Origin of the sequence: Dactylosporangium sp. NPDC005572, assembly GCF_040605515.1 — a bacterium.
Taxonomy (GTDB): Bacteria; Actinomycetota; Actinomycetes; order Mycobacteriales; family Micromonosporaceae; genus Dactylosporangium.
On sequence record NZ_JBEXCY010000010.1, the window covers coordinates 74,930 to 95,219 of the forward strand.

General features: G+C 71.6%; 19 protein-coding genes. 9 read left to right on the top strand and 10 right to left on the bottom strand.

Going from position 1 to position 20,290, the window contains the following annotated elements; genetic code table 11:
- The first annotated feature begins 60 nt into the window (after nucleotides 1–60).
- Together ABZS66_RS08005 and ABZS66_RS08010 are read left to right on the top strand one after the other, a co-directional pair.
- On the top strand, nucleotides 61–2,148 hold the full coding sequence (locus tag ABZS66_RS08005; protein WP_354756251.1) for a ThuA domain-containing protein: 2,088 nt from the start codon (nucleotides 61–63) through the stop codon (nucleotides 2,146–2,148).
- A 157-nt stretch (nucleotides 2,149–2,305) separates the two neighbouring features.
- Entirely contained in the window at nucleotides 2,306–3,058 is a 753-nt protein-coding gene (locus ABZS66_RS08010) for a DUF3152 domain-containing protein (RefSeq protein ID WP_354756252.1), read from the top strand.
- On the opposite strand, the gene ABZS66_RS08015 is transcribed toward ABZS66_RS08010, so the two are convergent.
- Together ABZS66_RS08015 and ABZS66_RS08020 are read right to left on the bottom strand one after the other, a co-directional pair.
- On the bottom strand, nucleotides 3,048–4,049 hold the full coding sequence (locus ABZS66_RS08015) for a GNAT family N-acetyltransferase (RefSeq protein WP_354756254.1): 1,002 nt from the start codon (nucleotides 4,047–4,049) through the stop codon (nucleotides 3,048–3,050). The two genes, ABZS66_RS08010 and ABZS66_RS08015, sit on opposite strands and share 11 nt — an antisense overlap.
- Nucleotides 4,050–4,112: 63 nt before the next feature.
- Entirely contained in the window at nucleotides 4,113–5,174 is a 1,062-nt protein-coding gene (locus ABZS66_RS08020; protein WP_354756256.1) for a lytic murein transglycosylase, read from the bottom strand.
- 55 nt (nucleotides 5,175–5,229) lie between these two features.
- Between ABZS66_RS08020 and ABZS66_RS08025 the strand changes: the two genes are divergently transcribed.
- Nucleotides 5,230–5,448, top strand: coding sequence for a zinc ribbon domain-containing protein (locus ABZS66_RS08025; protein ID WP_354756257.1), 219 nt, complete (start codon nucleotides 5,230–5,232; stop codon nucleotides 5,446–5,448).
- A 270-nt stretch (nucleotides 5,449–5,718) separates the two neighbouring features.
- Entirely contained in the window at nucleotides 5,719–8,385 is a 2,667-nt protein-coding gene (locus tag ABZS66_RS08030) for an adenylate/guanylate cyclase domain-containing protein (protein WP_354756259.1), read from the top strand.
- Nucleotides 8,386–8,564: 179 nt separating this feature from the next.
- Here the strand turns inward: ABZS66_RS08030 and ABZS66_RS08035 are convergent, their stop codons facing one another.
- From ABZS66_RS08035 to ABZS66_RS08055, 5 genes are all read right to left on the bottom strand, one after another.
- A complete protein-coding gene (locus ABZS66_RS08035; protein ID WP_354756261.1) occupies nucleotides 8,565–9,086 on the bottom strand; it encodes a hypothetical protein in 522 nt (173 codons plus the stop codon).
- Nucleotides 9,087–9,165: 79 nt separating this feature from the next.
- On the bottom strand, nucleotides 9,166–9,729 hold the full coding sequence (locus ABZS66_RS08040) for a GrpB family protein (RefSeq protein ID WP_354756263.1): 564 nt from the start codon (nucleotides 9,727–9,729) through the stop codon (nucleotides 9,166–9,168).
- A gap of 67 nt (nucleotides 9,730–9,796) precedes the next feature.
- Nucleotides 9,797–10,375: a DNA-3-methyladenine glycosylase I gene (locus tag ABZS66_RS08045; protein ID WP_354756265.1), complete on the bottom strand. Its 579-nt coding sequence runs from the start codon at nucleotides 10,373–10,375 to the stop codon at nucleotides 9,797–9,799.
- Between the two features lie 21 nt (nucleotides 10,376–10,396).
- Complete coding sequence (locus ABZS66_RS08050; RefSeq protein ID WP_354756267.1) at nucleotides 10,397–10,873, bottom strand: SRPBCC family protein; 477 nt, start codon at nucleotides 10,871–10,873, stop codon at nucleotides 10,397–10,399.
- The gene (locus ABZS66_RS08055) at nucleotides 10,870–11,373 is read right to left on the bottom strand and encodes a DivIVA domain-containing protein (protein WP_354756269.1); all 504 of its coding nucleotides are present in this window, start codon (nucleotides 11,371–11,373) and stop codon (nucleotides 10,870–10,872) included. The genes ABZS66_RS08050 and ABZS66_RS08055 overlap by 4 nt, the downstream gene beginning before the upstream one ends.
- Nucleotides 11,374–11,449: 76 nt before the next feature.
- Between ABZS66_RS08055 and folP the strand changes: the two genes are divergently transcribed.
- Complete coding sequence (folP, locus tag ABZS66_RS08060; protein ID WP_354756271.1) at nucleotides 11,450–12,310, top strand: dihydropteroate synthase; 861 nt, start codon at nucleotides 11,450–11,452, stop codon at nucleotides 12,308–12,310.
- A 40-nt stretch (nucleotides 12,311–12,350) separates the two neighbouring features.
- Here the strand turns inward: folP and ndhC are convergent, their stop codons facing one another.
- Nucleotides 12,351–12,740: an NADH-quinone oxidoreductase subunit A gene (gene ndhC, locus ABZS66_RS08065; protein WP_354756273.1), complete on the bottom strand. Its 390-nt coding sequence runs from the start codon at nucleotides 12,738–12,740 to the stop codon at nucleotides 12,351–12,353.
- 139 nt (nucleotides 12,741–12,879) lie between these two features.
- On the opposite strand from ndhC, the gene ABZS66_RS08070 reads away from it, so the two are divergent.
- From ABZS66_RS08070 to ABZS66_RS08080, 3 genes are all read left to right on the top strand, one after another.
- Nucleotides 12,880–14,364, top strand: a complete 1,485-nt coding sequence (locus tag ABZS66_RS08070) for a hypothetical protein (RefSeq protein ID WP_354756275.1) — start codon at nucleotides 12,880–12,882, stop codon at nucleotides 14,362–14,364.
- 156 nt (nucleotides 14,365–14,520) lie between these two features.
- Nucleotides 14,521–16,368 (top strand): 2-oxoacid:acceptor oxidoreductase subunit alpha, encoded by a 1,848-nt coding sequence (locus ABZS66_RS08075; protein WP_354756277.1) that lies wholly within the window; start codon nucleotides 14,521–14,523, stop codon nucleotides 16,366–16,368.
- Nucleotides 16,361–17,389: a 2-oxoacid:ferredoxin oxidoreductase subunit beta gene (locus ABZS66_RS08080; RefSeq protein ID WP_354756279.1), complete on the top strand. Its 1,029-nt coding sequence runs from the start codon at nucleotides 16,361–16,363 to the stop codon at nucleotides 17,387–17,389. The genes ABZS66_RS08075 and ABZS66_RS08080 overlap by 8 nt, the downstream gene beginning before the upstream one ends.
- A gap of 157 nt (nucleotides 17,390–17,546) precedes the next feature.
- Here the strand turns inward: ABZS66_RS08080 and ABZS66_RS08085 are convergent, their stop codons facing one another.
- Nucleotides 17,547–19,016 carry a leucyl aminopeptidase gene (locus ABZS66_RS08085; RefSeq protein WP_354756281.1) on the bottom strand — a complete coding sequence of 490 codons (1,470 nt, stop codon included), beginning with the start codon at nucleotides 19,014–19,016 and terminating at the stop codon, nucleotides 17,547–17,549.
- Nucleotides 19,017–19,093: 77 nt separating this feature from the next.
- Nucleotides 19,094–19,261, bottom strand: a complete 168-nt coding sequence (locus ABZS66_RS08090) for a DUF3117 domain-containing protein (protein WP_081971220.1) — start codon at nucleotides 19,259–19,261, stop codon at nucleotides 19,094–19,096.
- A gap of 221 nt (nucleotides 19,262–19,482) precedes the next feature.
- Between ABZS66_RS08090 and ABZS66_RS08095 the strand changes: the two genes are divergently transcribed.
- Nucleotides 19,483–20,277 carry a PaaX family transcriptional regulator C-terminal domain-containing protein gene (locus ABZS66_RS08095; protein ID WP_354756284.1) on the top strand — a complete coding sequence of 265 codons (795 nt, stop codon included), beginning with the start codon at nucleotides 19,483–19,485 and terminating at the stop codon, nucleotides 20,275–20,277.
- Nucleotides 20,278–20,290: the final 13 nt, after the last annotated feature.

A 20,290-nucleotide genomic window follows, 5' to 3' on the forward strand; every position in this document is an offset into this window, starting at 1 on the left:
GTGGGCGCTCGCGCCGCCACGCGGGCGCCCACCCTGGTTCACTCGTTGAAGGGAGTGACCATGCGTAAACTGCTGGCCGTTGCGGGCACCGTCGTCGCCCTCGCCGCCTGCACCCTCTACTCGACGGCGGCCCAGGCCGCCGACGCGCCCTACGACGTGCTCGTGTTCTCCAAGACCGCCGGGTTCCGGCACGACTCGATCCCGGCCGGCATCACCGCGATCCAGCAGCTGGGCGCGGCGAACAATTTCACGGTCACCGCCACCGAGGACGCCGCCGCGTTCACGACCGGCAACCTCGCGCAGTACGAGGCGGTCGTGTTCCTCAGCACGACCGGCGACGTGCTCAACGACGCGCAGCAGACGGCCTTCGAGTCGTACATCCGCGGCGGGGGCGGCTACGTGGGCGTCCACGCCGCCGCCGACACCGAGTACTCGTGGGCCTTCTACGGCCAGCTCGTCGGCGCGTACTTCGCGTCGCACCCGGCGATCCAGCAGGTCACGTCGCGCACCGAGAACCGGGCCCACCCGGCGACGGCGCACCTGCCGCAGAGCTGGGTGCGCACCGACGAGCTGTACAACTACCAGACCAACCCGCGCTCGACCGCCCGCGTGCTCGCCACGCTCGACGAGTCGACCTACTCGGGCGGCTCGATGGGCGCCGACCACCCGATCACCTGGTGCAAGACCGTCGACAGTGGACGGTCCTTCTACACCGGCTTCGGGCACACCCAGGAGTCGTACGCCGACGGCAACTTCCGCGGCCAGCTGCTCGGCGGCATCCGCTACGCGGCCAAGCGGGCGAAGGCCGACTGCCGGCCGGAGTCGGGGTACACCACCCTCTTCAACGGCTCGACCAGCGGATGGTCGCAGGCCGGGCCGGGCAGCTTCACCAACTCGGACGCCACCCTGACGTCCGTCGGGGGCATGGGGCTGCTCTGGTACTCCGGGAAGCAGTTCACCTCGTACTCGCTCAAGGCCGACTGGCGGATGACCGGCGACAGCAACTCCGGGATCTTCGTCGGCTTCCCGAACCCGGGGACCGACCCGTGGGTGGCGGTGAACCAGGGGTACGAGATCCAGATCGACGCCACCGACGCCGCCGACCGCACCACGGGCGCGATCTACACATTCAAGTCCGCCGACATCGCGGCGCGGGACGCCGCCCTCAACCCGCCCGGCGAGTGGAACACCTACGAGCTGCTCGTCGAGGGCCAGCGGATCCGGGTGTACCTCAACGGCTCGCTGATCAACGACTTCACCAACACCGACCCGAACCGGAACCTCGACGGGTACATCGGCATCCAGAACCACGGCGCCGGCGACACGGTGGCCTTCCGCAACATCCGGGTCAAGGAGGGCACCTCGACCGGCGACGTGACCGTGCAGGCCGAGTCGTACAGCTCGGTCAGCGGCGCGCAGCCGTTCACCAAGCCCGGCGCCAACAACGGCCAGACCCTGGGCTACATCGAACCGGGCGACTGGTCGGCCTACAACGGCGTCAACGTGGGCGGGGCCACCTCGTTCCGGGCGCGGGTCGTCTCCGGCGGCCCGGGCGGGCAGATCCAGGTGCGCACCGGCTCGCAGACGGGGCCGATCCTGGGCACCGTCGCCGTGCCGAACACCGGATCCTGGGAGACGTTCGCCAACGTGTCGACCACGCTGACAAACGTCCCGTCGGGCACCGCGAACGTCTATCTGACCTACACGGGCACCGGCACCGGGCTGTTCGACGTCGACGACTTCACCTTCGTCAAGACTCCCTCGTCCGGCGTCGGGCCGGTTCGCGGGCTGGCGAACAAGTGTCTCGACGTGCGCGGCTCGGGGACGGCCGACGGGACGCAGATCCAGCTGTACACCTGCAACGGCAGCGGGGCGCAGACCTGGACCCGCAACGGGCAGACGCTGCGGGCCCTCGGCAAGTGCCTGGACGTCTCCGGCGGCGGCTCGGCCGACGGGACGAAGATCCAGCTGTGGACCTGCAACGGCAGCGGAGCGCAGAACTGGGCTCCGCAGTCGGACGGCACGCTGCGCAACCCGCAGTCGGGCAAGTGCCTGGACGTGTCCGGGAACAACTCGGCGGACAGCACGGTGGTGCACCTGTGGACGTGCATTGCCGGGGCGGCGAACCAGAAGTGGACACTGCCGTAGGTTTGTGAAGATCCCGTTGGGTTTCGGCGAGATCCCAGCTCAGAGGCACTTTGGCGCACCCCGGCATGCTTAGTCTGCCGGGGTGCGTCGCTCTGCTGTGGTCGTTGTCCTGCTCCTGAGTCTCACCGGATGCGGATCGCCCTCGTCGGCGCAAGCCGTGCCCACGTCGGTGCCGATCATCGCGCAGCCGGCGCCCTCCGACGGTCCGCCCTCCTCGCCCCCCGCACCGTCGAAGCCGCCGGTCAAGGAGGGCGGTGGCGGCGGCGCGGAGTCCTCCGGCGGCGTGCCGGCGAGTGGCAGTGGCACCTTCGCGGTCGCCTCGGGCGGCACGAACGTCGTCGGCACCGGCGCGAAGCTGGTGCGGTACCGGGTGGAGGTCGAGAACGGCATCTCGTGGGGGAGCAACCCGGTGTGGACCGCCGCGAAGACCGCCGCCGAGGTCGACCGGGTGATCGCCGCCCCGCGCGGCTGGACGCTCTCGGCCCAGCACCCGGTGACCTACGGCCCGAACAGGATCAGCGGGGCGAGCTGGCGGTTCCAGCGGGTCAGCGGCGACGCCTTCGACGTCCGGCTGCGCCTGGCCACCCCGAAGACCGTCGACAGGCTCTGCCGCGCGGTCGGCATCGACACCGAGGGCGTCTACTCCTGCCGCTACGGCGACACGATCCTGCTCAACCTGCGCCGCTGGCTCAAGGGCATCCCCGGCCAGCCGGCGTCGACCGACTACCACGCCAACACGGTCAACCACGAGATGGGCCACTTCCTCGGGTTCGACCACATGCAGTGCCCCGGCAGCGGCCCGGCGCCGATCATGCAGACGCAGACCATCGGGCTCAACGGCTGCACGCTCAACAACTGGCCGTTCACCGCGAGCGGCGCCTTCGTGCAGGGGCCGTGGGCTAGCTCTTGAGGCGGCGCAGCAGGTCGACGACGTCCGCCTCGTACTCGCGCCACTCCCGGTCGGGCTTGAACCCCAGCTCGGCGTTGACCTGGAGCAGCGGCTCGTTCTCCAGCGCGTTCCAGGTCTGCACGTCGAGCAGGTGCGGCTCGGCCGCGCGCAGCTCGAACAGCATGCGGGCCTTGATCGCCCGGCTGATGCCGTAGCCGCGGTGGCTCGGCACCTCGATCGTGTCGTACTGGTCGGCGCGGGTCGGGCGCTGCGCGGGCACGACCACCTCGGTCAGGCCGGCGATCTCGTCCGTCGCCTCGTGGACGGCGAGCACGATGTACGGCTTGAGGCCGCGGGCGTGCAGGGTGGCCAGGCTCGCCCGCAGGCGCTCCGCGTCGTACGAGCTCGGGCGCAGCTCCAGGTCCTCGACCACGGCTGCGCGGGCCGCCTCCTTGGCCGCCGCGTAGGCCGCGTAGTGCGACTCGGGCGGGCCGCCCGGGTGGTACTCGACCCGGTAGCCGGCGCCGATGCCGGCGGCCATCTCGCCGAGCCGCAGCCAGTCGACGCCGCCCAGGTCGAGCAGGTTGCGCGTCTCGATGAACGCGCACTCGAAGCCGTGGGTCTCGAAGAACTTCACGGCCGGCGTGCCGCCGATGACCTCGACGCCGACCGACTCGAAGCCCTCCTCGGCCGCTCGCCTGGCCACGGCACCCAGCAGCGCCGTGCCGACCCGGCTGTGGCGGGCCGAGGGCACCACCGACAGCTCCAGGACGCCGATCTCCTCCAGGGCGAGCAGGCTCGCGTGACCGAGGATCTCGCCGTCGTCGCTCACCGCCAGCCAGGACGTGCGCCGCTCACCCGGCATGGTGACGGCGAGGTACTCCCGGAAGCGGGTGATGCGCCAGGGTGGATCCTCGGGCACGTCAACCGCGACGATCTCGTTCAGCGCACGGAGCACCGCGTCGATCTCGGCCTCCGGCGCCCTCGCCGGGTCCCACTCACGCACCCTCACGCCATAAGCTTGCCCACCTTTGTGGCTGAGCGGAAGTACCAGAGCGCAGAGCGTGGCATTGATCTAGCCGGTGCGGTCCCGCCGGCCGTAGTCGTTCGCGGCGTTGAAGACGGCCGCGCGGTACTCCTCGGGGACGTTGTAGGCGTGGATGGCCGCGTTCCAGCCCTCCATCGTCGACAGGTCGCGCCCGTCCGCGCAGAGGTACGCGGCGGCGGTGAGGGCGGCGTCGTCGATGTCGTTGACATCGGTCACACCGTCGTTGTCCGCGTCGATGCCGAACTGCTTCCAGGTGGACGGCAGGAACTGCATCGCGCCCACGGCCCGGTCCCAGGTCTTGTCGGTGTCGAGCGCGCCCTGGTCGGTGTCGCGGATGGCCTGGCGGCCGCTCTGTCCGTCGAGCGGGGGGCCGATGATGGTCGGCACCGACTTGCCGTCCTCCTGGAGCAGCGCCCCGTTGAAGCGGCCGTGGTTCGACTCGATCTTGGCGATGCCGGCGAGCGTGGTCCAGGTCAGCTTGCACCTCGGGGTGGTCCGCGCGGTGATCAGCTCGGCGTAGCCGTAGGCCTGCATCGCCACCGGCGGGATGTCGAGCTTCACCGCCCGCGGCGCGGCCCAGACGGCGAGCATGTCGGCCGGGCGCTCCTTGGTGCCGGGCGGCGGGCTGTATGACGGGGTCTCGGTCGGTACCTGCGGAATCGGGGCGTTGCCGGTCTCCGGGCCGGCCCCGCCGCCGTTGGTGCCCGCCGGGGTCGCGGTCGGCGAGCCGCCGGCGCTGGGCTTGGCCGTGGCCGGCACGATGAACTTCCCGCCGACATACGCCAGCGCGAGCATCACCAGGATCACCGCGCCGACGACCATGGTCCGGCCGCCGGGCCGCCCGGCCCAGGTCCGCACCGCTTCGCGCCGCTCGGCGAGCCGCCCCTGCTTCGACTCCAGCACGTCGCCGGAGGACACCGCGGCGTGCTTGGGCACGTGCGGCTGAGTGGGGACGCTCGGGTCGGGCACCCGCTCCGGCGCCGGCGGGCGGATCGCCGTTACGGAGAGCGTGTCCATCGTGGACGGTTGACCGGCCTTCTCGGCGGATTCGTCGCGCGGTTCGGATGTCCGGTCGTCGTCGCTTGCCACGTGGTCGAGTATTGCGAATTCCCGCTCGCGTGTCACCGTCGCATAACCTGTGGAGATGCCTCGTTACGAGTACCGCTGCCGGGCCTGTGGGGAGACCTTCGAGGTCCAGCGTCCGATGCGTGAAGCGAATGTGAAGACTCCCTGTCCGGCAGGTCACGACGACACCGTGAAGCTGCTCTCGACCGTCGCTGTGGGTGGCGGTGGCGCCGGCGCGGCGGCCCAGCCGAGGCCCGCCGGCGGGGGCGGTTGCTGCGGCGGGGCGTGCGGTTGCTGAAACATTGTTACAAGTGGGTTTCACATTCCCGGCCGTGAGGTTTTGATGTTGTGGCCGGTCGTGCCACAACCGTCGCCGCCGCGTTGTCGTTACGTCACGCGAAACCCACTCAAGCTTTTCCTCCATCGCCGCTGACCAGCGCATACATCCGTCGAAGGGCGGGTGCGGACCGACCTTGAGGGTCGATGGTGGGGGCCGTTTCTACGATGCGCGTGCCCCCCGGGTGGGGAAATATGGGGCACGCCTGAAAAGGGGAGGCGGAGGTTTCACGTGTCGGGGCGGACGCACCTGCCCAGCGGGCTGGTGACTTTCCTCTTCACCGACATCGAGGGCTCGACGCGACTGGCCCAGATGCTCGGTGCGGGATATCGCGCGGTGCTCCACGAGCACCGGCAGGTGATTCGCCGCGCCCTGGCCGGGGCGGACGGTGCGGAGCTCTTCACCGAGGGTGACTCCCTCTTCGTCGCGTTCGACGACGCGGCCGCCGCCCTCACCGCCTGCATCGAGGCGCAGCGGGCCCTCGCCGCGCACGACTGGCCGTCGCCCGAGGCCCGGCCCAAGGTCCGGATGGGCCTGCACACCGGCTTCGCCGAGCCCTACGGCGGCGAGTACACGTCGCCCGAGGTCCACCGCGCGGCCCGGGTCGCCGCCGCCGCGCACGGCGGCCAGGTCCTGTGCTCGGCCGCCACGGCCGCCCTCGTCGGCCCGCTCGACGGTGACGCCTGCCTGCTCGACCTCGGCCTGCACCGGCTGCGGGGCTTCGACGGCTCCGAGCGGATCTTCCAGCTCGTCGCGCCCGGCCTCGACCGGCAGTTCCCGCGCCCGCGCACGATCGACGCGCCGGCCCACAACCTGCCGACGCAGACCACCCGGTTCATCGGCCGCGCCAACGAGCGGGCCGCCGTCCGCGACCTGATCAACCAGCACCGCCTGGTCACCGTCGTCGGCGCGGGCGGTGCCGGCAAGACCCGGCTGGCCGTCGAGGCCGCCGGCGAGCTCGTCGAGCAGTTCCGCGACGGCGTGTGGTTCGTCGACCTGAGCACGGTCCCGACCGGCGACCTCGTCGACGTCAACGTCGCCGCCGCCCTGGGCCTGCGCCCCGAGCCCGGCCGCCCGGTCATCCAGACGATCGTTGACCACGCCCGCAGCCGCCGCTTCCTGATCTTCCTCGACACCTCCGACGCGCAGCTGCCCGCCGCCCGCCGGCTGGTCTCCCGGCTGCTCGCGGCCGGCCCCGAGGTCACCGTCCTGGCCACCAGCCGCGAGCCGCTCGGCCTGGCCGGCGAGGTCGTCTGGCGCATCCCGCCGCTGTCGGTCGAGGCGAGCAGCGGCGGCGGCTTCAGCGACGCCGTGGCCCTGCTGGTCGACCGCGCCGCGGCGGCCCGCGGCGGCCGCGCCGCCGAGCCCGGCGACATCGCCCAGCTCACCCGGGTCGCCGAGGCGCTCGAAGGCCTGCCGCTGGCGCTCGAGCTGGCCGCGGCCCGCCTCCGGCTGCTCTCCGCCGCCCAGCTCGCGGAGCGCATCGACGACGTCCTCGGCACGCTCGACGCCGGCCGGCCGACGGCCGATGCCGACGCCTCCGACCGGCACCGCACGATGCAGGCGGCGGTCTCCTGGTCGTATCGCACCCTCGACCCCCGCGCCGCCCAGCTCCTGCGCTGGCTGTCGGTCTTCGCCAGCCCGGTCGACCTGCCGGCCATCGAGTGGCTCCACGACGGCGACCCGCTCGACCCGCTGGCCACGCTCGTGGACAAGTCGCTCCTGCAGGCCGAGGCGGGTGCGGCGAACGCGACGTACCGGATGCTCGACCCGATCCGCGCGTACGCGGCCCGCACGCTGATCGAGTCCGGCGAGGAGGAGTCGGTCCGCGAGCGGCACGTCGCCTGGTGCCTGCAGGCCGCCCACGACGCCTACCTCGACGATGACGGCCGCCCGGTGACGCTCTCGCTGTACACCCTGGATCCCCTGGCCGACGAGCTCCGCGCGGCCCTGCACTGGACGGTGACCAGGGGCAGCGCCCGCCAGGGCCTGACCCTCGCCGGCGCGCTCGACCAGTGGTGGCGCGAGCGCGGCCTGGTGCGCGAGGGACGGATGTGGTTGTTCCGCCTGTACGAGCGGATCAGCGCGACGGGCGAGCCGGTGCCCGACGCCGAGCTGGCCGCGGCGTACCACATGCACTCCCTGCACGCGGGCGCCGACGGCGAGACGGTGGAGGAGCTCCGGTTCTCCCAGCGCGCCGAGGCGGCCGCCAAGCGGGCCGGCGACCCGGGCCTCATCGCCCGCGTGCTGGCCGGCCGGGGCGCCCCGCTGCTCGAGATGGGCCGCACCGAGGAGGCCGAGCGCACCTGCCGCGACGTCATCGCCTGGGCCGAGGACCAGGGTGTCGACGACGAGGCCCTGTTCGCGGTCTACGCCCTGGCCCAGATCCTGTGGCGCCGCGGCGACCTGGACGGGGCGGCCATCCTGCTCGCCGGCGCCCGCCCGCTGGAGAACGGCCGCCCGCTGGAGCGCGGCCGCCGCACGGTCGACATGATGCTGGGCATGGTCGCCCTGTCCCGCGGCGACCTGGTGGCCGCCCACGACCACCTGATCGTGGCCCTGCGCTCCCGGATGACGTACGGCTTCCACCGGAGGGTCTGCGAGACCCTGAACGCGATCGCCGTCCGCTGCTCGCTCGGTTCGGACCTGGAGACCGCGGCCCGCCTGTTCGGCGCGGCCCAGGCCGCCCGCGTCCGCCTGCGCTGCTCGTCCGGCGGCTTCGGCTCGTTCTGGACGGAGCAGCAGGCCAAGCTCCGCGCCACGATGGGTGACGCGGACTTCGACGCGGCCTACGCCGCGGGCGGCGCGCTTGGCCTGGAGGAGGCGGTGGCGGCGGCCCTGACGATCGAGCACCCGGACCTGGTGGCGGGCTCGATCCGCTTCTCCGCCGTCGAGTAGCGCTCTCAGTAGCGCTCTCTCAACGGCGCTCTCTCAAGTGGGATGGCGGGCCTTTTCGGGGGTTACCCTGGACCGCCCACCACCCCACCTCAGGGAGGGCTCACCGGCATCTCGAACCGGCTCGCGTGTTACTGCCCAATGAGACGCACCGGCGGGTGTTTTGGTTGCGTCGCCCGCGCTCAGTCCTCTTCGGGGTCCTGGTTGGCCTCGGCCCCGAGCACGAACGCCTGCATGGCCAGCTCGTTGCCGGACGGCCAGACGAACGCCGGCAGCTCGGCGGGCCCGAGCTCCCGCACGTAGTTCCAGAAGGCCCGCACCGCTTCCCCGGGCGAGGCCGCCTCAATGGGCATGTCGACGCTGACGAGCCAGGTCCGCCGCGCGGTGTCAGCGGGCCGCACCTGCCGCTGAATGTCGAGAAACGCCCGCTCGTCGACGGGATGCGCGCCGGCTTCGGTTGCGGCGCCGACGAAGTCGGGCGCGGGCAGGGGCGTTTCGAGCAGATTGACGGTGTACTGCAGCCCGCCACGCCCGTCGGCCCGAGCGAGCCCGAACACGACGGGTTCGTCGACGGCGGCAACGAGCAGGACCTCGTCCCCGGCGCTGAGCGAGTCGCCGACTCCCGGCACAGCCAGCTTGTCGGCCCCGTACAACCGCTCCGACTCGTACTGCTCCGGTGACACCACGACCGTCCATTTCGCCATGCAGACATTCCACCACGCCCCCAGCAGGCAGTTACCCACGGTGCGGGGCGGGCTCGTCCTGCCCGGGCCGGTGCGGCGGCTAGCGGCTTTCCACGGACCAGCCGCACTGGTCGGCCCACTGCTCGGCGCGGTCCAGCATGTCGAAGATGAAGTCGGTCTTCGCGCGCGTGTAGCCCTCGCGGTCGTCGGCGAAGCGGATTGCCAGGCGGCGCTTCACCTGGGCGTAGGCGTCCACGGCCAGGTCGTGGGCGCGGAGGAAGTCCACGAACAGCAGCTGGACCCGCTCGTGGGACGAGCCGCGTGACGTCACGTGGACGTGGCGGGTGCGCGGCGGGGCGGACGGGCGGTAGAACGACCACGCGGCGGCCGGGTCGCGGCTGGCCAGGGTCATGCCCGTCGACTCGACGGCCGGGCGGTAAGCGGCCTGGTCGTGCTCGTCGGGGACGATGACCAGGATGTCGATCACGTTCTTGGCGGCCAGGCCGGGCACGGCCGTGGAGCCGATGTGCTCGATGCGTAACGCCGCCGGGCCGAGGGCGTCGGCCAGCTCGTCGCGGTAATACGCGAACTTGGCCGGCCAGCCCTGGTCATAGTCGACCAGGTCGAGCGGGCCGCCGAAATCCGCCGCGAACTCGGCCGTCATCTCGCTCACTCTCCAGTCTCCTGCAGGCAGTTCGCCAGGTGCATGCCAGGTGATCGTTCGTCGGGGATCATGGCTGGTCGAGCTGCACAAAACAAGAGGCGACGTGATCATTGACCATGCCGGTCGCCTGCATGAGGGCATAGGCTGTGGTCGGGCCTACGAAACGGAAACCGCGCTTCTTCAGGGCTTTTGCCATTGCCTGCGATTCCGCTGTCACGGCCGGGACCTGCGCGGAGTCGGCCGGCTGGGCGGGGCGCGGGTCGGGCGCGAAAGACCACAGGAGCGCGGCGAGGCCCTCGGGTAAGTCGGCGGCCGCGCGCGCGTTGGCGATCGCCGCCTCGATTTTGGCACGGTTGCGGACGATGCCCGCATCGGCGAGCAGGCGGTCGACGTCGGATTCGCCGAATGCCGCCACCTTTTCGATCTCGAATCCCGCGAACGCCGTGCGGAACGCCGGCCGTTTGCGCAGGATCGTGATCCACGAAAGACCGGACTGGAACGCTTCGAGGGTCAGCCGCTCGAAGAGCCCGTTGTCGTCGCGGACCGGCCGGCCCCACTCGTTGTCGTGATAGTCGAGATAGTCCGGCGTCGAGCCACCCCAGGCGCATCTGGCCAGGCCGTCCGCACCCACCACCACATCCGTCATGCCCCGCAACCTACCTCGCGGCTATGACAGTTTTCCGCCCTCGACCAGCCGGGCGAACCGGCGCAGGGCCGCGGTCAGCCCGGCCTTCGAGCCCGGCCAGAGCACCGGCCAGGCCACCTTGCCGGCCGGGCCGGCCGGCAGGTGGAACCACTCGTGCCACACCACCTGGGTCCGGTCGGTGCCCAGCGGGGTGCAGCGCAGCACGCCCGGGCCGCGCAGGACCTTGCCGTGGTGCACGACGCGGACCTCGTACGGCGGGTCGACCTTCACCACCCGCATGAGGTCGCGCAGTACCGCCGGGCCGACCTGGGTGACGGCCTCGATCTGGCTGCCCTCGCCGCCGTCGCCCGACAGCACCCGCACGCTCGTGAACGGGATCCAGTCGCCCTGCCGCGCCCAGTCGGTCAGCGCGGCGAACACGACCGCCGCCGGCGCGTTGACGATCACCGTGGCGGTGACCTCGCCGGTGCCGGGCTGTTCCGCCTCGCTGAAGGTCACTTCACCACCGGCGACGCCGAGAGCTCCCAGCCCTTGGCCGAGTCCGGGGAGGAGTCACCAGCGGAGTCCGAGGCAGCATCCGGATCCGTGGAAGCAGTGGGGTCCGCGGAGGGGGCAGTGGTCGACGTGCCACCGGCACCGGAGACCGCCGCCTCGCGCGCGTCGCGCAGCGCGTCGGCGTCCTCGGTCCGGCCCTCGCGCAGGGCCTTGATCTCGGCCTCCAGCACGTTGATCAGCTCTTCCTTGTAGCCGATGTCGTACCCGGCGCGCCGCAGCGCGGTGTCGACCTGACCCATCCGGTAACCCCGGACCACCGTGTCGAACCGCAGCTGGCTCACGTCGCCCTCGACGAGCGGGCGGGACGACGGCAGCGGGACGGCGCGCCCGTCGGGCTCATGTCCTTCGATCCCCGGGTCGTCTCCGGTGATCAACAGCGACACGCCGAACCCGATGGCCCCGACGACCACAGCGGCGATCAACACGAGGAGGAACTCAGCCATAGGGGGAATCGTGGCACGCTGAGGAGGCTCGGGCGACCCCGGCACACCTATAAGAAGCAAACACGGAGGCCATGCGATGTTCCGGCTGGGCAACCGGCGGTTCGCCGACGGCGACTATGCGGTGATGGCGATCGTGAACCGGACCCCGGACTCGTTCTTCGACCGGGGTGCCACGTTCGCCGAGGATGCAGCGCTACGAGCCGTGGAGAAGGCCGTCACCGACGGTGCCGACATCATCGACGTCGGCGGGGTGAAGGCCGGCCCCGGCAGTACCGTCGACGCCGCCGAAGAACTGCGCCGCACGATCCCGACCGTCGCCGCCGTCCGGGAAAATTTCCCGGACGTGGTGATCTCGATCGACACGTGGCGCGCCGAGGTGGCCCGCGAGGTGATCGCCGCCGGCGCCGACCTGATCAACGACACCTGGGCCGGGGCCGATCCGGCGCTCGCCGCGGTGGCGGCCGAGACCGGCGCCGGGCTCGTGTGCTCCCATGCCGGCGGGCTGACCCCGCGCACCCGTCCACATCGGGTGGCGTTCACGGATCCGGTGGATGATGTTGTACTGACCGTGACCGCGCTGGCGGAAAGGGCCCTCGACCTCGGGGTGCGACGCGACGGCATCCTCATCGACCCGGCCCACGACTTCGGCAAGAACACGCGGCATTCGCTCGCCATCACCAACCGGCTGCACGAGCTGGTCGCCACCGGCTGGCCGGTGCTGGTGGCGCTGTCGAACAAGGACTTCATCGGCGAGACGCTCGACCTGCCGGTGGGGGAGCGGCTGGAGGGCACGCTCGCGGCGACCGCGGTCTCGGCCTGGCTGGGCGCCCGCGTGTTCCGGGCGCACCAGGTCAAGGAGACCCGCCGGGTCCTGGACACGGTGGCGGCCATCCGGGGCGACCGCCAGCCCGCGGTGTCCCGGCGAGGCCTGGCGTAAACCGGCGCAAAACGCCGTCAGCGCCGCGAACGGCGGTGGGCTACGTCCAGCGCAGGATGTTCTTGCGCCACGCGTAGAGGATGCCCAGCGCCAGCACCGCGACGAAGATCGCCATTTCGACGACGACCGCGGCCCCGTAACCTGGCTGGTCGAAGATCACCGCCCACGGGAACAGGAACACGCTCTCCACAGCGAACAGCGCGTAAAGGTAGGCATACACGTAGTAGCGGATCTGAGCCTGCGCCCAGTCGCCGCCGACGGGGTCGAGACCGCACTCGTAGGTCTCGTACTTGCCACTCTGCGTGGCCGCGCTGTCCGCTGATCGGCGCGGACCCAGCAGCCGGTTGGCCGTGAACGCGGCGACGAAAACGCCCGCGCCGACCAGAAGCAGGAGGCCGAGCGTCGCATAGCCGCCCAGATATCCACTCACGATACGCACCGTACCCGGATCGTCACGATCTCCGACATGCCCAAAACCCGAAACTCTCTAGATAATGGGCCTCCTTGCCGGAGTGCAACCAAGTCACCCCCCGGCTGCCGCCGAGTAGACCCCAAAAGGACATCCCCTCATGGACGCACCCGCGGCCCACCACACCCGGTGGCAGCTGCGTGCCGGCTCCCTCGTGCTGTTGACCACCGTGTGCTCCCTGGTCTTCGCCGCCCCGGTGTACGCCACCCCGGAGGAGGACCCGTCGGATCCGCCCACGGTGGAGGTACCGACGTCGGAGCCTCCCGGACCGACCGAGGAACCGACGACCGAACCGCCACCGCCCACCAGCGCGGCGCCCCCGACCACCCGGCCGCCGACGAAGCCGCCCGCCCCGACGCCCGTGCACAACATCAAGCTGATGGCCAGCGACATCGTGGTCGGCGACGCGTACTGGCAGGGCAACGGCGCCGCCGAGCTGGTCGTCGCGGTGCAGAACATCGGCAGCTACGTCGGCACCGAGCAGATCGACGGCTTCTACGTGCTGCCGAGCGGGGCGCGACCGGTCGGCGCGTACGGCACCGACGGCTGCGTCGCCACCGACGTCAAGGCGCTGAGCTTCGGCTGCCGGCTCGGCGAGGGCAAGGTCGGCCGGGTCGTGGTCAAGGTCGACGTCGACGAGAACGCCTGGAAGGTTTCGGGCTCCGGCTCGGTCACCGCGTCCGTCCGCGACAAGGAGCACGAGCGGGACGTCGTCCGCAAGCGCGACGTCGCCATCCGGTTCAACAGCCCGCCACCGACGCCCGGCATCGCGCTGTCCGCCTCGCAGCTCGACCTGCCCGCCGTCGCCGCCCCGCAGGCGCAGAGCGCCCAGTTGCAGGTCAGGCTGCGCAACACCGGCGCCGCGAAGGGGTTCGGGGCGGTCGAGCTGATCACCCCGCCGGGGGTCGACCTGGTGTCGTTCCCGGCCGCCTGCCGGTCGCACCGCAAGATCGCTGAGGACCGCGACCGCTGCGAGCTGGGTGACCTGACCGCCGGCCGCGAAGTGCCGGTGACGTTCGGGCTGACGATCAGCGCGGCCGCGCTGGTGCAGCTGCCGCTGAGCGGGTCCGTCCACGGCTACCTGACGCCGGCCGGCCGGGCGACCGTGGAGACGCGGGCCGACTACCTGATCACCGCGCCGCCCATTGCGGGCGAGTCGCCGCTGCCGACCGACGCGCCGGCCTCGCCCGCCGCCGTGCCGCTCGTCGGCGGTACCGACCCGGCCCACCAGGGCGACGCGGACAGCAACCTGCTGTCCGGTGACCGGCTGTCCAGCACGCCGTTCGTGGTCGGCATCGTCGGGCTGGTCGCGGTCGTCGGCTTCCTGGTGGTGTTCTCGCTGCGGCGGCGTATGGGCGGCGGCGGCCGGGACGACGACGATGAGCTCTCCGCGGACGAGGTCGAGGAGGTCGTGCTGGTCGCGGCCGGCGAACTGCCGCCGCCGCCCCGCTCGGCGATCCCGCGCTCGATCACCCTGCCGCGGCTGCCGGCCGGTCCGGTGGCCGGGCCCGGGTTCCGCCATTCGGACAGCCGGTACCGCGATTCGGGCGATGACGGCGCCGATCGGCCGTCGGAAATGTCCTGATCGGCGGGTCGGGCGGCGCAGGTCCGGAGGATTCGATCCTCAGGTGAGACCTGCGCCGCAGGCGGCGGGGCGCGGCCGACGTACCCTCTGGTTGTAAGGCTTCGCTAAGTCGTCGCCCCGACCCCGCCCCGCCGGCTCAACAGGAGGTCAGCTCACGTGACCAAGCAGGTCCGCCAGCTGGATCGAGTGGTCATCAGGTTCGCTGGCGATTCCGGTGATGGCATGCAGCTCACCGGTGACCGGTTCACCTCGGAGACCGCCCAGCTCGGTAATGACATCTCGACGCTGCCAAACTTCCCCGCCGAGATCCGTGCCCCCGCCGGCACGCTCCCCGGCGTGTCGAGCTTCCAGGTGCACTTCGCCGACTTCGACATCCTGACGCCGGGCGACGCCCCGAACGTCCTGGTGGCCATGAACCCGGCGGCGCTGAAGGCCAACCTCGCCGACCTGCCCAAGGGCGCCTCGATCATCGTCAACACGGACGAGTTCACCAACCGCAACCTGGCCAAGGTGGGCTACGCGGCCAACCCGCTGGAGGACGGCTCGCTCGACGGCTGGGCGGTCGCCCCCGTCGCGCTGACCTCCATGACGGTCAAGGCGCTCGAGTCGTTCCAGATCTCCAAGAAGGACGCCGAGCGGGCGAAGAACATGTTCGCGCTCGGGCTGCTCTCGTGGATGTACTCCCGCCCCCACGAGTCCACGCTCGCCTTCCTGGAGCGCAAGTTCGCGGCCCGCCCGGAGCTCGTCGCCTCCAACATCGCCGCCTTCAAGGCCGGCTGGAACTACGGCGAGACGACCGAGCACTTCGCGGTGCGCTACGAGGTGAAGCCGGCCCGCATGTCGGCGGGCAACTACCGCAACATCACCGGCAACGCCGCGCTCGCCCTGGGGATCGTCGCCGCGGGTGTACGGGCGAAGCTGCCCGTCTTCCTCGGTGCGTACCCGATCACCCCGGCCTCCGACATCCTGCACGAGCTGTCGAAGCACAAGAAGTTCGGCGTGACCACGGTGCAGGCCGAGGACGAGATCGCCGCCATCGGCGTGGCCCTCGGCGCCTCCTACGGCGGCGCGCTCGGCGTGACGACCACCTCGGGCCCGGGCGTCGCCCTCAAGGGCGAGACGATCTCCCTCGCGGTCGCCCTGGAGCTGCCGCTGCTCATCATCGACGTGCAGCGGGCCGGACCGTCGACCGGCCTGCCGACCAAGACCGAGCAGGCCGACCTCAACATGGCCATCTACGGCCGGCACGGCGAGGCGCCGGTCGCGGTCCTCGCGCCGCGCTCGCCCGCGGACTGCTTCAACACCGCCCTCGAAGCGGCCCGGATCGCGCTGACCTACCGCACGCCGGTCATCCTGCTCTCCGACGGCTACATCGCCAACGGCTCCGAGCCCTGGCGCCTGCCCGAGGTCGCCGACCTGCCCGACCTGCAGGTCGAGTTCGCGACGGCGCCGAACGCCGAGGACGGCAAGACCTTCCTGCCGTACCTCCGCGACCCCCAGACGCTCGCCCGGCCCTGGGCCGTCCCGGGCACCCCCGGGCTGGAGCACCGCATCGGCGGCCTGGAGAAGGCCGACAAGACCGGCGACATCTCGTACGACCCGGCCAACCACGACTTCATGGTGCGCACCCGCGCGGCCCGCATCGAGCACATCGACGTCCCGGACGTCGAGGTCGAGGACCCCGACGGCACCGCCCGCGTGCTCGTGCTCGGCTGGGGCTCGACCTACGGCCCGATCGGCGCCGCCGCCCGCGCCCTGCGCCAGCGGGGCCTGCCGATCGCGCAGGCGCACCTGCGGCACCTCTCGCCGATGCCGAAGAACCTCGGCGAGGTCCTGAAGTCGTACGACAAGGTCGTCATCCCGGAGATGAACCTCGGCCAGCTCGCCGGCATCATCCGGTCGAAGTTCCTGGTCGACGCGATCGCCTACAACCAGGTCCGCGGCCTGCCGTTCACCGCCGCCGAGCTGGAGGGCGTGTTCGAGGAAGTGGTCAAGAATGCCTGAGATGCTGAAGCTGACGGCCAAGGACTTCAAGTCCGACCAGGAGGTCCGCTGGTGCCCCGGCTGCGGGGACTACGCGATCCTGGCCGCGGTCCAGTCGTTCATGCCGGAGCTCAACATTCCGCGTGAGCGGATCGTGTTCGTGTCCGGCATCGGCTGCTCCTCGCGGTTCCCGTATTACATGAACACCTACGGCATGCACTCGATCCACGGCCGCGCGCCGGCGATCGCGAGCGGCCTGTCGGTGTCCCGCCCCGACCTGTCGGTCTGGGTCGTCACCGGCGACGGCGACGCCCTGTCGATCGGCGGCAACCACCTGATCCACGCCCTGCGGCGCAACGTCAACCTGAAGATCCTGCTGTTCAACAACAAGATCTACGGCCTGACCAAGGGGCAGTACTCGCCCACCTCCGAGATCGGCAAGATCACGAAGTCGACGCCGGCCGGCTCGGCCGACTCGCCCTTCAACCCGATCTCGCTCGCCCTCGGCGCCGAGGCCTCGTTCGTCGCCCGCACGATCGACTCCGACCGCAAGCACCTCCAGTCGGTGCTGCGCGCCGCGGCCGAGCACCGCGGCTCGGCGTTCGTCGAGATCTACCAGAACTGCAACATCTTCAACGACGGCGCCTTCGACGTGCTGAAGGACCCGGGCACCCGCGACGACTACATCGTCCGCCTCGAGCACGGCCGGCCGATCACGTTCGGCAAGGACGGCGAGTGGGCGGTGACCCACCCGCCCGGCGGCTTCGGCCTGTCGGTCGTGCCGACGGCGGAGGTGTCGCCCGACGAGATCGTGGTGCACGACGAGACGGTGGCCGAGCCCGCGTACGCGTTCGCCCTGTCCCGCCTGCCCGGCCTGGACCTGCGCAACACCCCGATCGGCGTGTTCCGCAAGGTCGACCGCCCGGCCTACGACGACCTGGTCCGCGACCAGCTCACGGCGGCCAAGGCGAAGGTGAAGGCCACCCCCGAGGAGGAACTGGGCGCGCTGCTGAACAGCGGCGACACCTGGACCATCCTGTAGCGCTTTCCGGCGTCGGCCCCGGGCAGGTCCCGGGGCCGCGCTGTGTCCGCACCCGCGCCGTGCTCTCTGCGTCGTTCTTGGCGTTGCGGCGCTCGGACACTCCGCGTATGTCCTGGTTTGTCGGGGACCACAACTCCAAGATCGGCGCGCGTGCAGGTCAGGCGGCCGTCGTCTCCAGCCAGCGGGTCAGCGTGCGCACGCCCCAGCCGGTCGCGCCCTTGGTCAGCTCGCCGTCGGCCGAGTCGGCCCAGGCCGGCGAGGACATGTCGAAGTGGACCCAGCTGTCGCGCAGGCCACCGGTGAACTCGCGCAGGTAGAGCGCGGCCAGCAGCGATCCGCCGCCGATGTCCGTCGAGTTGACCAGGTCGGCCAGGTCGCCGTCGAGCGCCTCGGCGTAGTCGTCGCTCAGCGGCATCCGCCAGACCGACTCGCCCGCCGCCTCGGCCGCGCCGCGGAACTCGGCCGCGAGGGCGTCGCTGTGGCTGTACATCGCCGCCGTCCGCTTGCCCAGCGCCACGCCCTGCGCGCCGGTCAGCGTGGCCAGGTCGACGATCACGTCCGGGCGCAGGCGGCGCACCGCGTAGGCCATCGCGTCGCCGAGCACCAGCCGGCCCTCGGCGTCGGTGTTCAGCACCTCGCTGGTGATCCCGCCGTAGTGGCGGATCACGTCGCCGGGGCGCATCGCGTCGGCGCCGATCGCGTTCTCCGCCAGCGGGGCCAGGGCGGTGACCCGCACCGGCAGGCGCATCGCGGCCGCGGCCAGGGTCGCGCCGACCACGGCGGCCGCGCCGCCCATGTCCTTGCGCATCAGCTTCATGCCGGCCAGCGGCTTGATGCAGATGCCGCCGGTGTCGAACGTGATGCCCTTGCCGACCAGCACGATGTGCCGCCGGGCCCCGCGCGGGCGCCATGACAGCTCGACCAGCCGCGGGCCGCGCGTCGAGCCGCGGCCGACCGCGAGGATCGCGTTGAAGCCCTGCTCGGTCAGGGCGGCCTCGTCGCGGACCGAGATCGTGAGCTGCGGCACGCCGGTCGCGGCCTTCTCGATCCGCTTGGCGAACCAGGCCGGGGTCTTCCGGTCGGGGGGCATGTTGGTGAGGTCCCGGGCCAGCCGGGTCGACTCGGCGACCGCGCGGGCCCGCTCCAGCGCCTCGGCGTGCTCGGGGGTCGCCTCCAGCACGAGCGTGACGCGCTTCAGCTCGTACTCGTCGGCGGTCGACAGCTCGAAGCGGTACGAGGCCAGCCAGAGGCCCTCCGCCAGGCCGCGCAGTCCCGCCGGCGGGAGCTCGTGCGGTACGACCAGGATCAACGCCGGCTCGGAACGGGCCGACTTGGCCAGGGCCGCGCCCGCCGCGCGCCAGCCGGCCTCCGCGCCGTCGCCGATCCCGACGAAGAGCAGCCGCGCCAGCTGGCGACCCGGGCGGGGCAGGCTGTGCACAGACCCGGCCGACCCGGAGTGCTCGACGTCCTCCAGGAACGCCGCGCACTCGTCGAGGTCGGCCGGGCTCAACCGGAGGCGCGTCGCCTCACCGAGCAGTTCGACCGCCGCGGAGGGCTCACCGGACGGCACGACCACAGCGGCCGCAGCCGACGCGGTGCGGGCAGTGGAGAACCTGATGTCCAGCACGTTGACCCTCCATTCGACGAGCACACTGAAGGGAGCGACCAGCTCGGGTCACTCCGGCAAACCTGCGGTGGATGGCCTCAGCCGGTGGCGGTCTTCAGCGCCTCGCTCAGTTCGTTGGCCTCGTCCTTGGTCATCTCAACCACGAGCCGCCCACCACCCTCCAGCGGGACCCGCATGACGATGCCGCGGCCCTCCTTGGTGACCTCCAGCGGACCGTCGCCTGTCCGCGGCTTCATGGCCGCCATGTTGTCTCCCTTCGCTCCCTGATGTCCCAGACACCAGGTGGCACAGCCGTCCCCGCATGCCCGCGCGCCTGCTCACGGGGCCCGACCAAGACCCGTTGGCTCCGTGACGAACGCACCAACCGATGATTTTCCCTGATGATGGCCCCAAGACCCAAACCGGGACGCAAACCTTGTGACAACTTGTGGCGGGAAATGCCGGTCAACTGTCACAATAAGCGGCCATGCAGGCCCGGTCGGCCCTCTTTGATCTCTATGGCGACCATCTGCGCCCGCGCGGTGGGCGGGCCGCCGTCGCGGCTCTCGTGCGCCTGCTCGCTCCCCTCGGCATTGCCGCTCCCGCCGTGCGCACCGCGATCTCGCGGATGGTCCGGCAGGGCTGGCTCCATCCTCTACGCTTGCCGACCGGCCCCGGCTACGGCATCACCCCGAAGGCGGCACGACGCCTCGACGCGGCCGGTGCCCGCATCTACCGCACCCGCAAGGGCGACGGAGGATGGGACGGGCACTTCGATCTCATCATGCTCGAACCGCCCCAGCACCGTGGCGCGCGGGCGAGACTCGTGGCGAATCTCGGGTTCCTGGGGTACGGCTCGATCGACGGGTCGACCTGGATCGCGCCCCGCCCGGGCGAGGGGGTCGACGCCCTGCTCGCCGAGGCCGGCGTCCAGCACGACCGCTTCCGCGCCGCCCACGTCGGCGGCACGACCGGCGCGCTGCGGCTGGTCGAGCGGGCGTGGGACCTGAAGGCGATCGCCGCGGCCTACGACGAGTTCGTCGAGCGGCTCACCCCGCTGGTCGCCGGGATCGGGCCGGGGGCCACCGACGAGCAGGCCTACGCGGTGCGGTTCACGCTCGTCCATGCGTGGCGCGCGTTCCTGTTCCGCGACCCGCAGCTCCCGCCCGACCTCCTGCCGCCCGGGTGGTCCGGCACCACGGCGGCCGCGTTCTTCGACCGGCACGCCGTCCGCCTCCGCCCGGCCGCCGACCGGTACGTTGACCATTGCCTGAGTTCGTGAGAAGGGGTACCGC

Coding starts and splice junctions, on each gene's coding strand:
- ABZS66_RS08005 (WP_354756251.1), top strand. CDS start 61: ATGCGTAAACTGCTGGCCGTTGCGGGCACCGTCGTCGCCCTCGCCGCC.
- ABZS66_RS08025 (WP_354756257.1), top strand. CDS start 5,230: ATGCCTCGTTACGAGTACCGCTGCCGGGCCTGTGGGGAGACCTTCGAG.
- ABZS66_RS08035 (WP_354756261.1), bottom strand. CDS start 9,086: ATGGCGAAATGGACGGTCGTGGTGTCACCGGAGCAGTACGAGTCGGAG.
- ABZS66_RS08040 (WP_354756263.1), bottom strand. CDS start 9,729: ATGACGGCCGAGTTCGCGGCGGATTTCGGCGGCCCGCTCGACCTGGTC.
- ABZS66_RS08045 (WP_354756265.1), bottom strand. CDS start 10,375: ATGACGGATGTGGTGGTGGGTGCGGACGGCCTGGCCAGATGCGCCTGG.
- ABZS66_RS08055 (WP_354756269.1), bottom strand. CDS start 11,373: ATGGCTGAGTTCCTCCTCGTGTTGATCGCCGCTGTGGTCGTCGGGGCC.
- folP (WP_354756271.1), top strand. CDS start 11,450: ATGTTCCGGCTGGGCAACCGGCGGTTCGCCGACGGCGACTATGCGGTG.
- ABZS66_RS08070 (WP_354756275.1), top strand. CDS start 12,880: ATGGACGCACCCGCGGCCCACCACACCCGGTGGCAGCTGCGTGCCGGC.
- ABZS66_RS08080 (WP_354756279.1), top strand. CDS start 16,361: ATGCCTGAGATGCTGAAGCTGACGGCCAAGGACTTCAAGTCCGACCAG.
- ABZS66_RS08090 (WP_081971220.1), bottom strand. CDS start 19,261: ATGGCGGCCATGAAGCCGCGGACAGGCGACGGTCCGCTGGAGGTCACC.
- ABZS66_RS08095 (WP_354756284.1), top strand. CDS start 19,483: ATGCAGGCCCGGTCGGCCCTCTTTGATCTCTATGGCGACCATCTGCGC.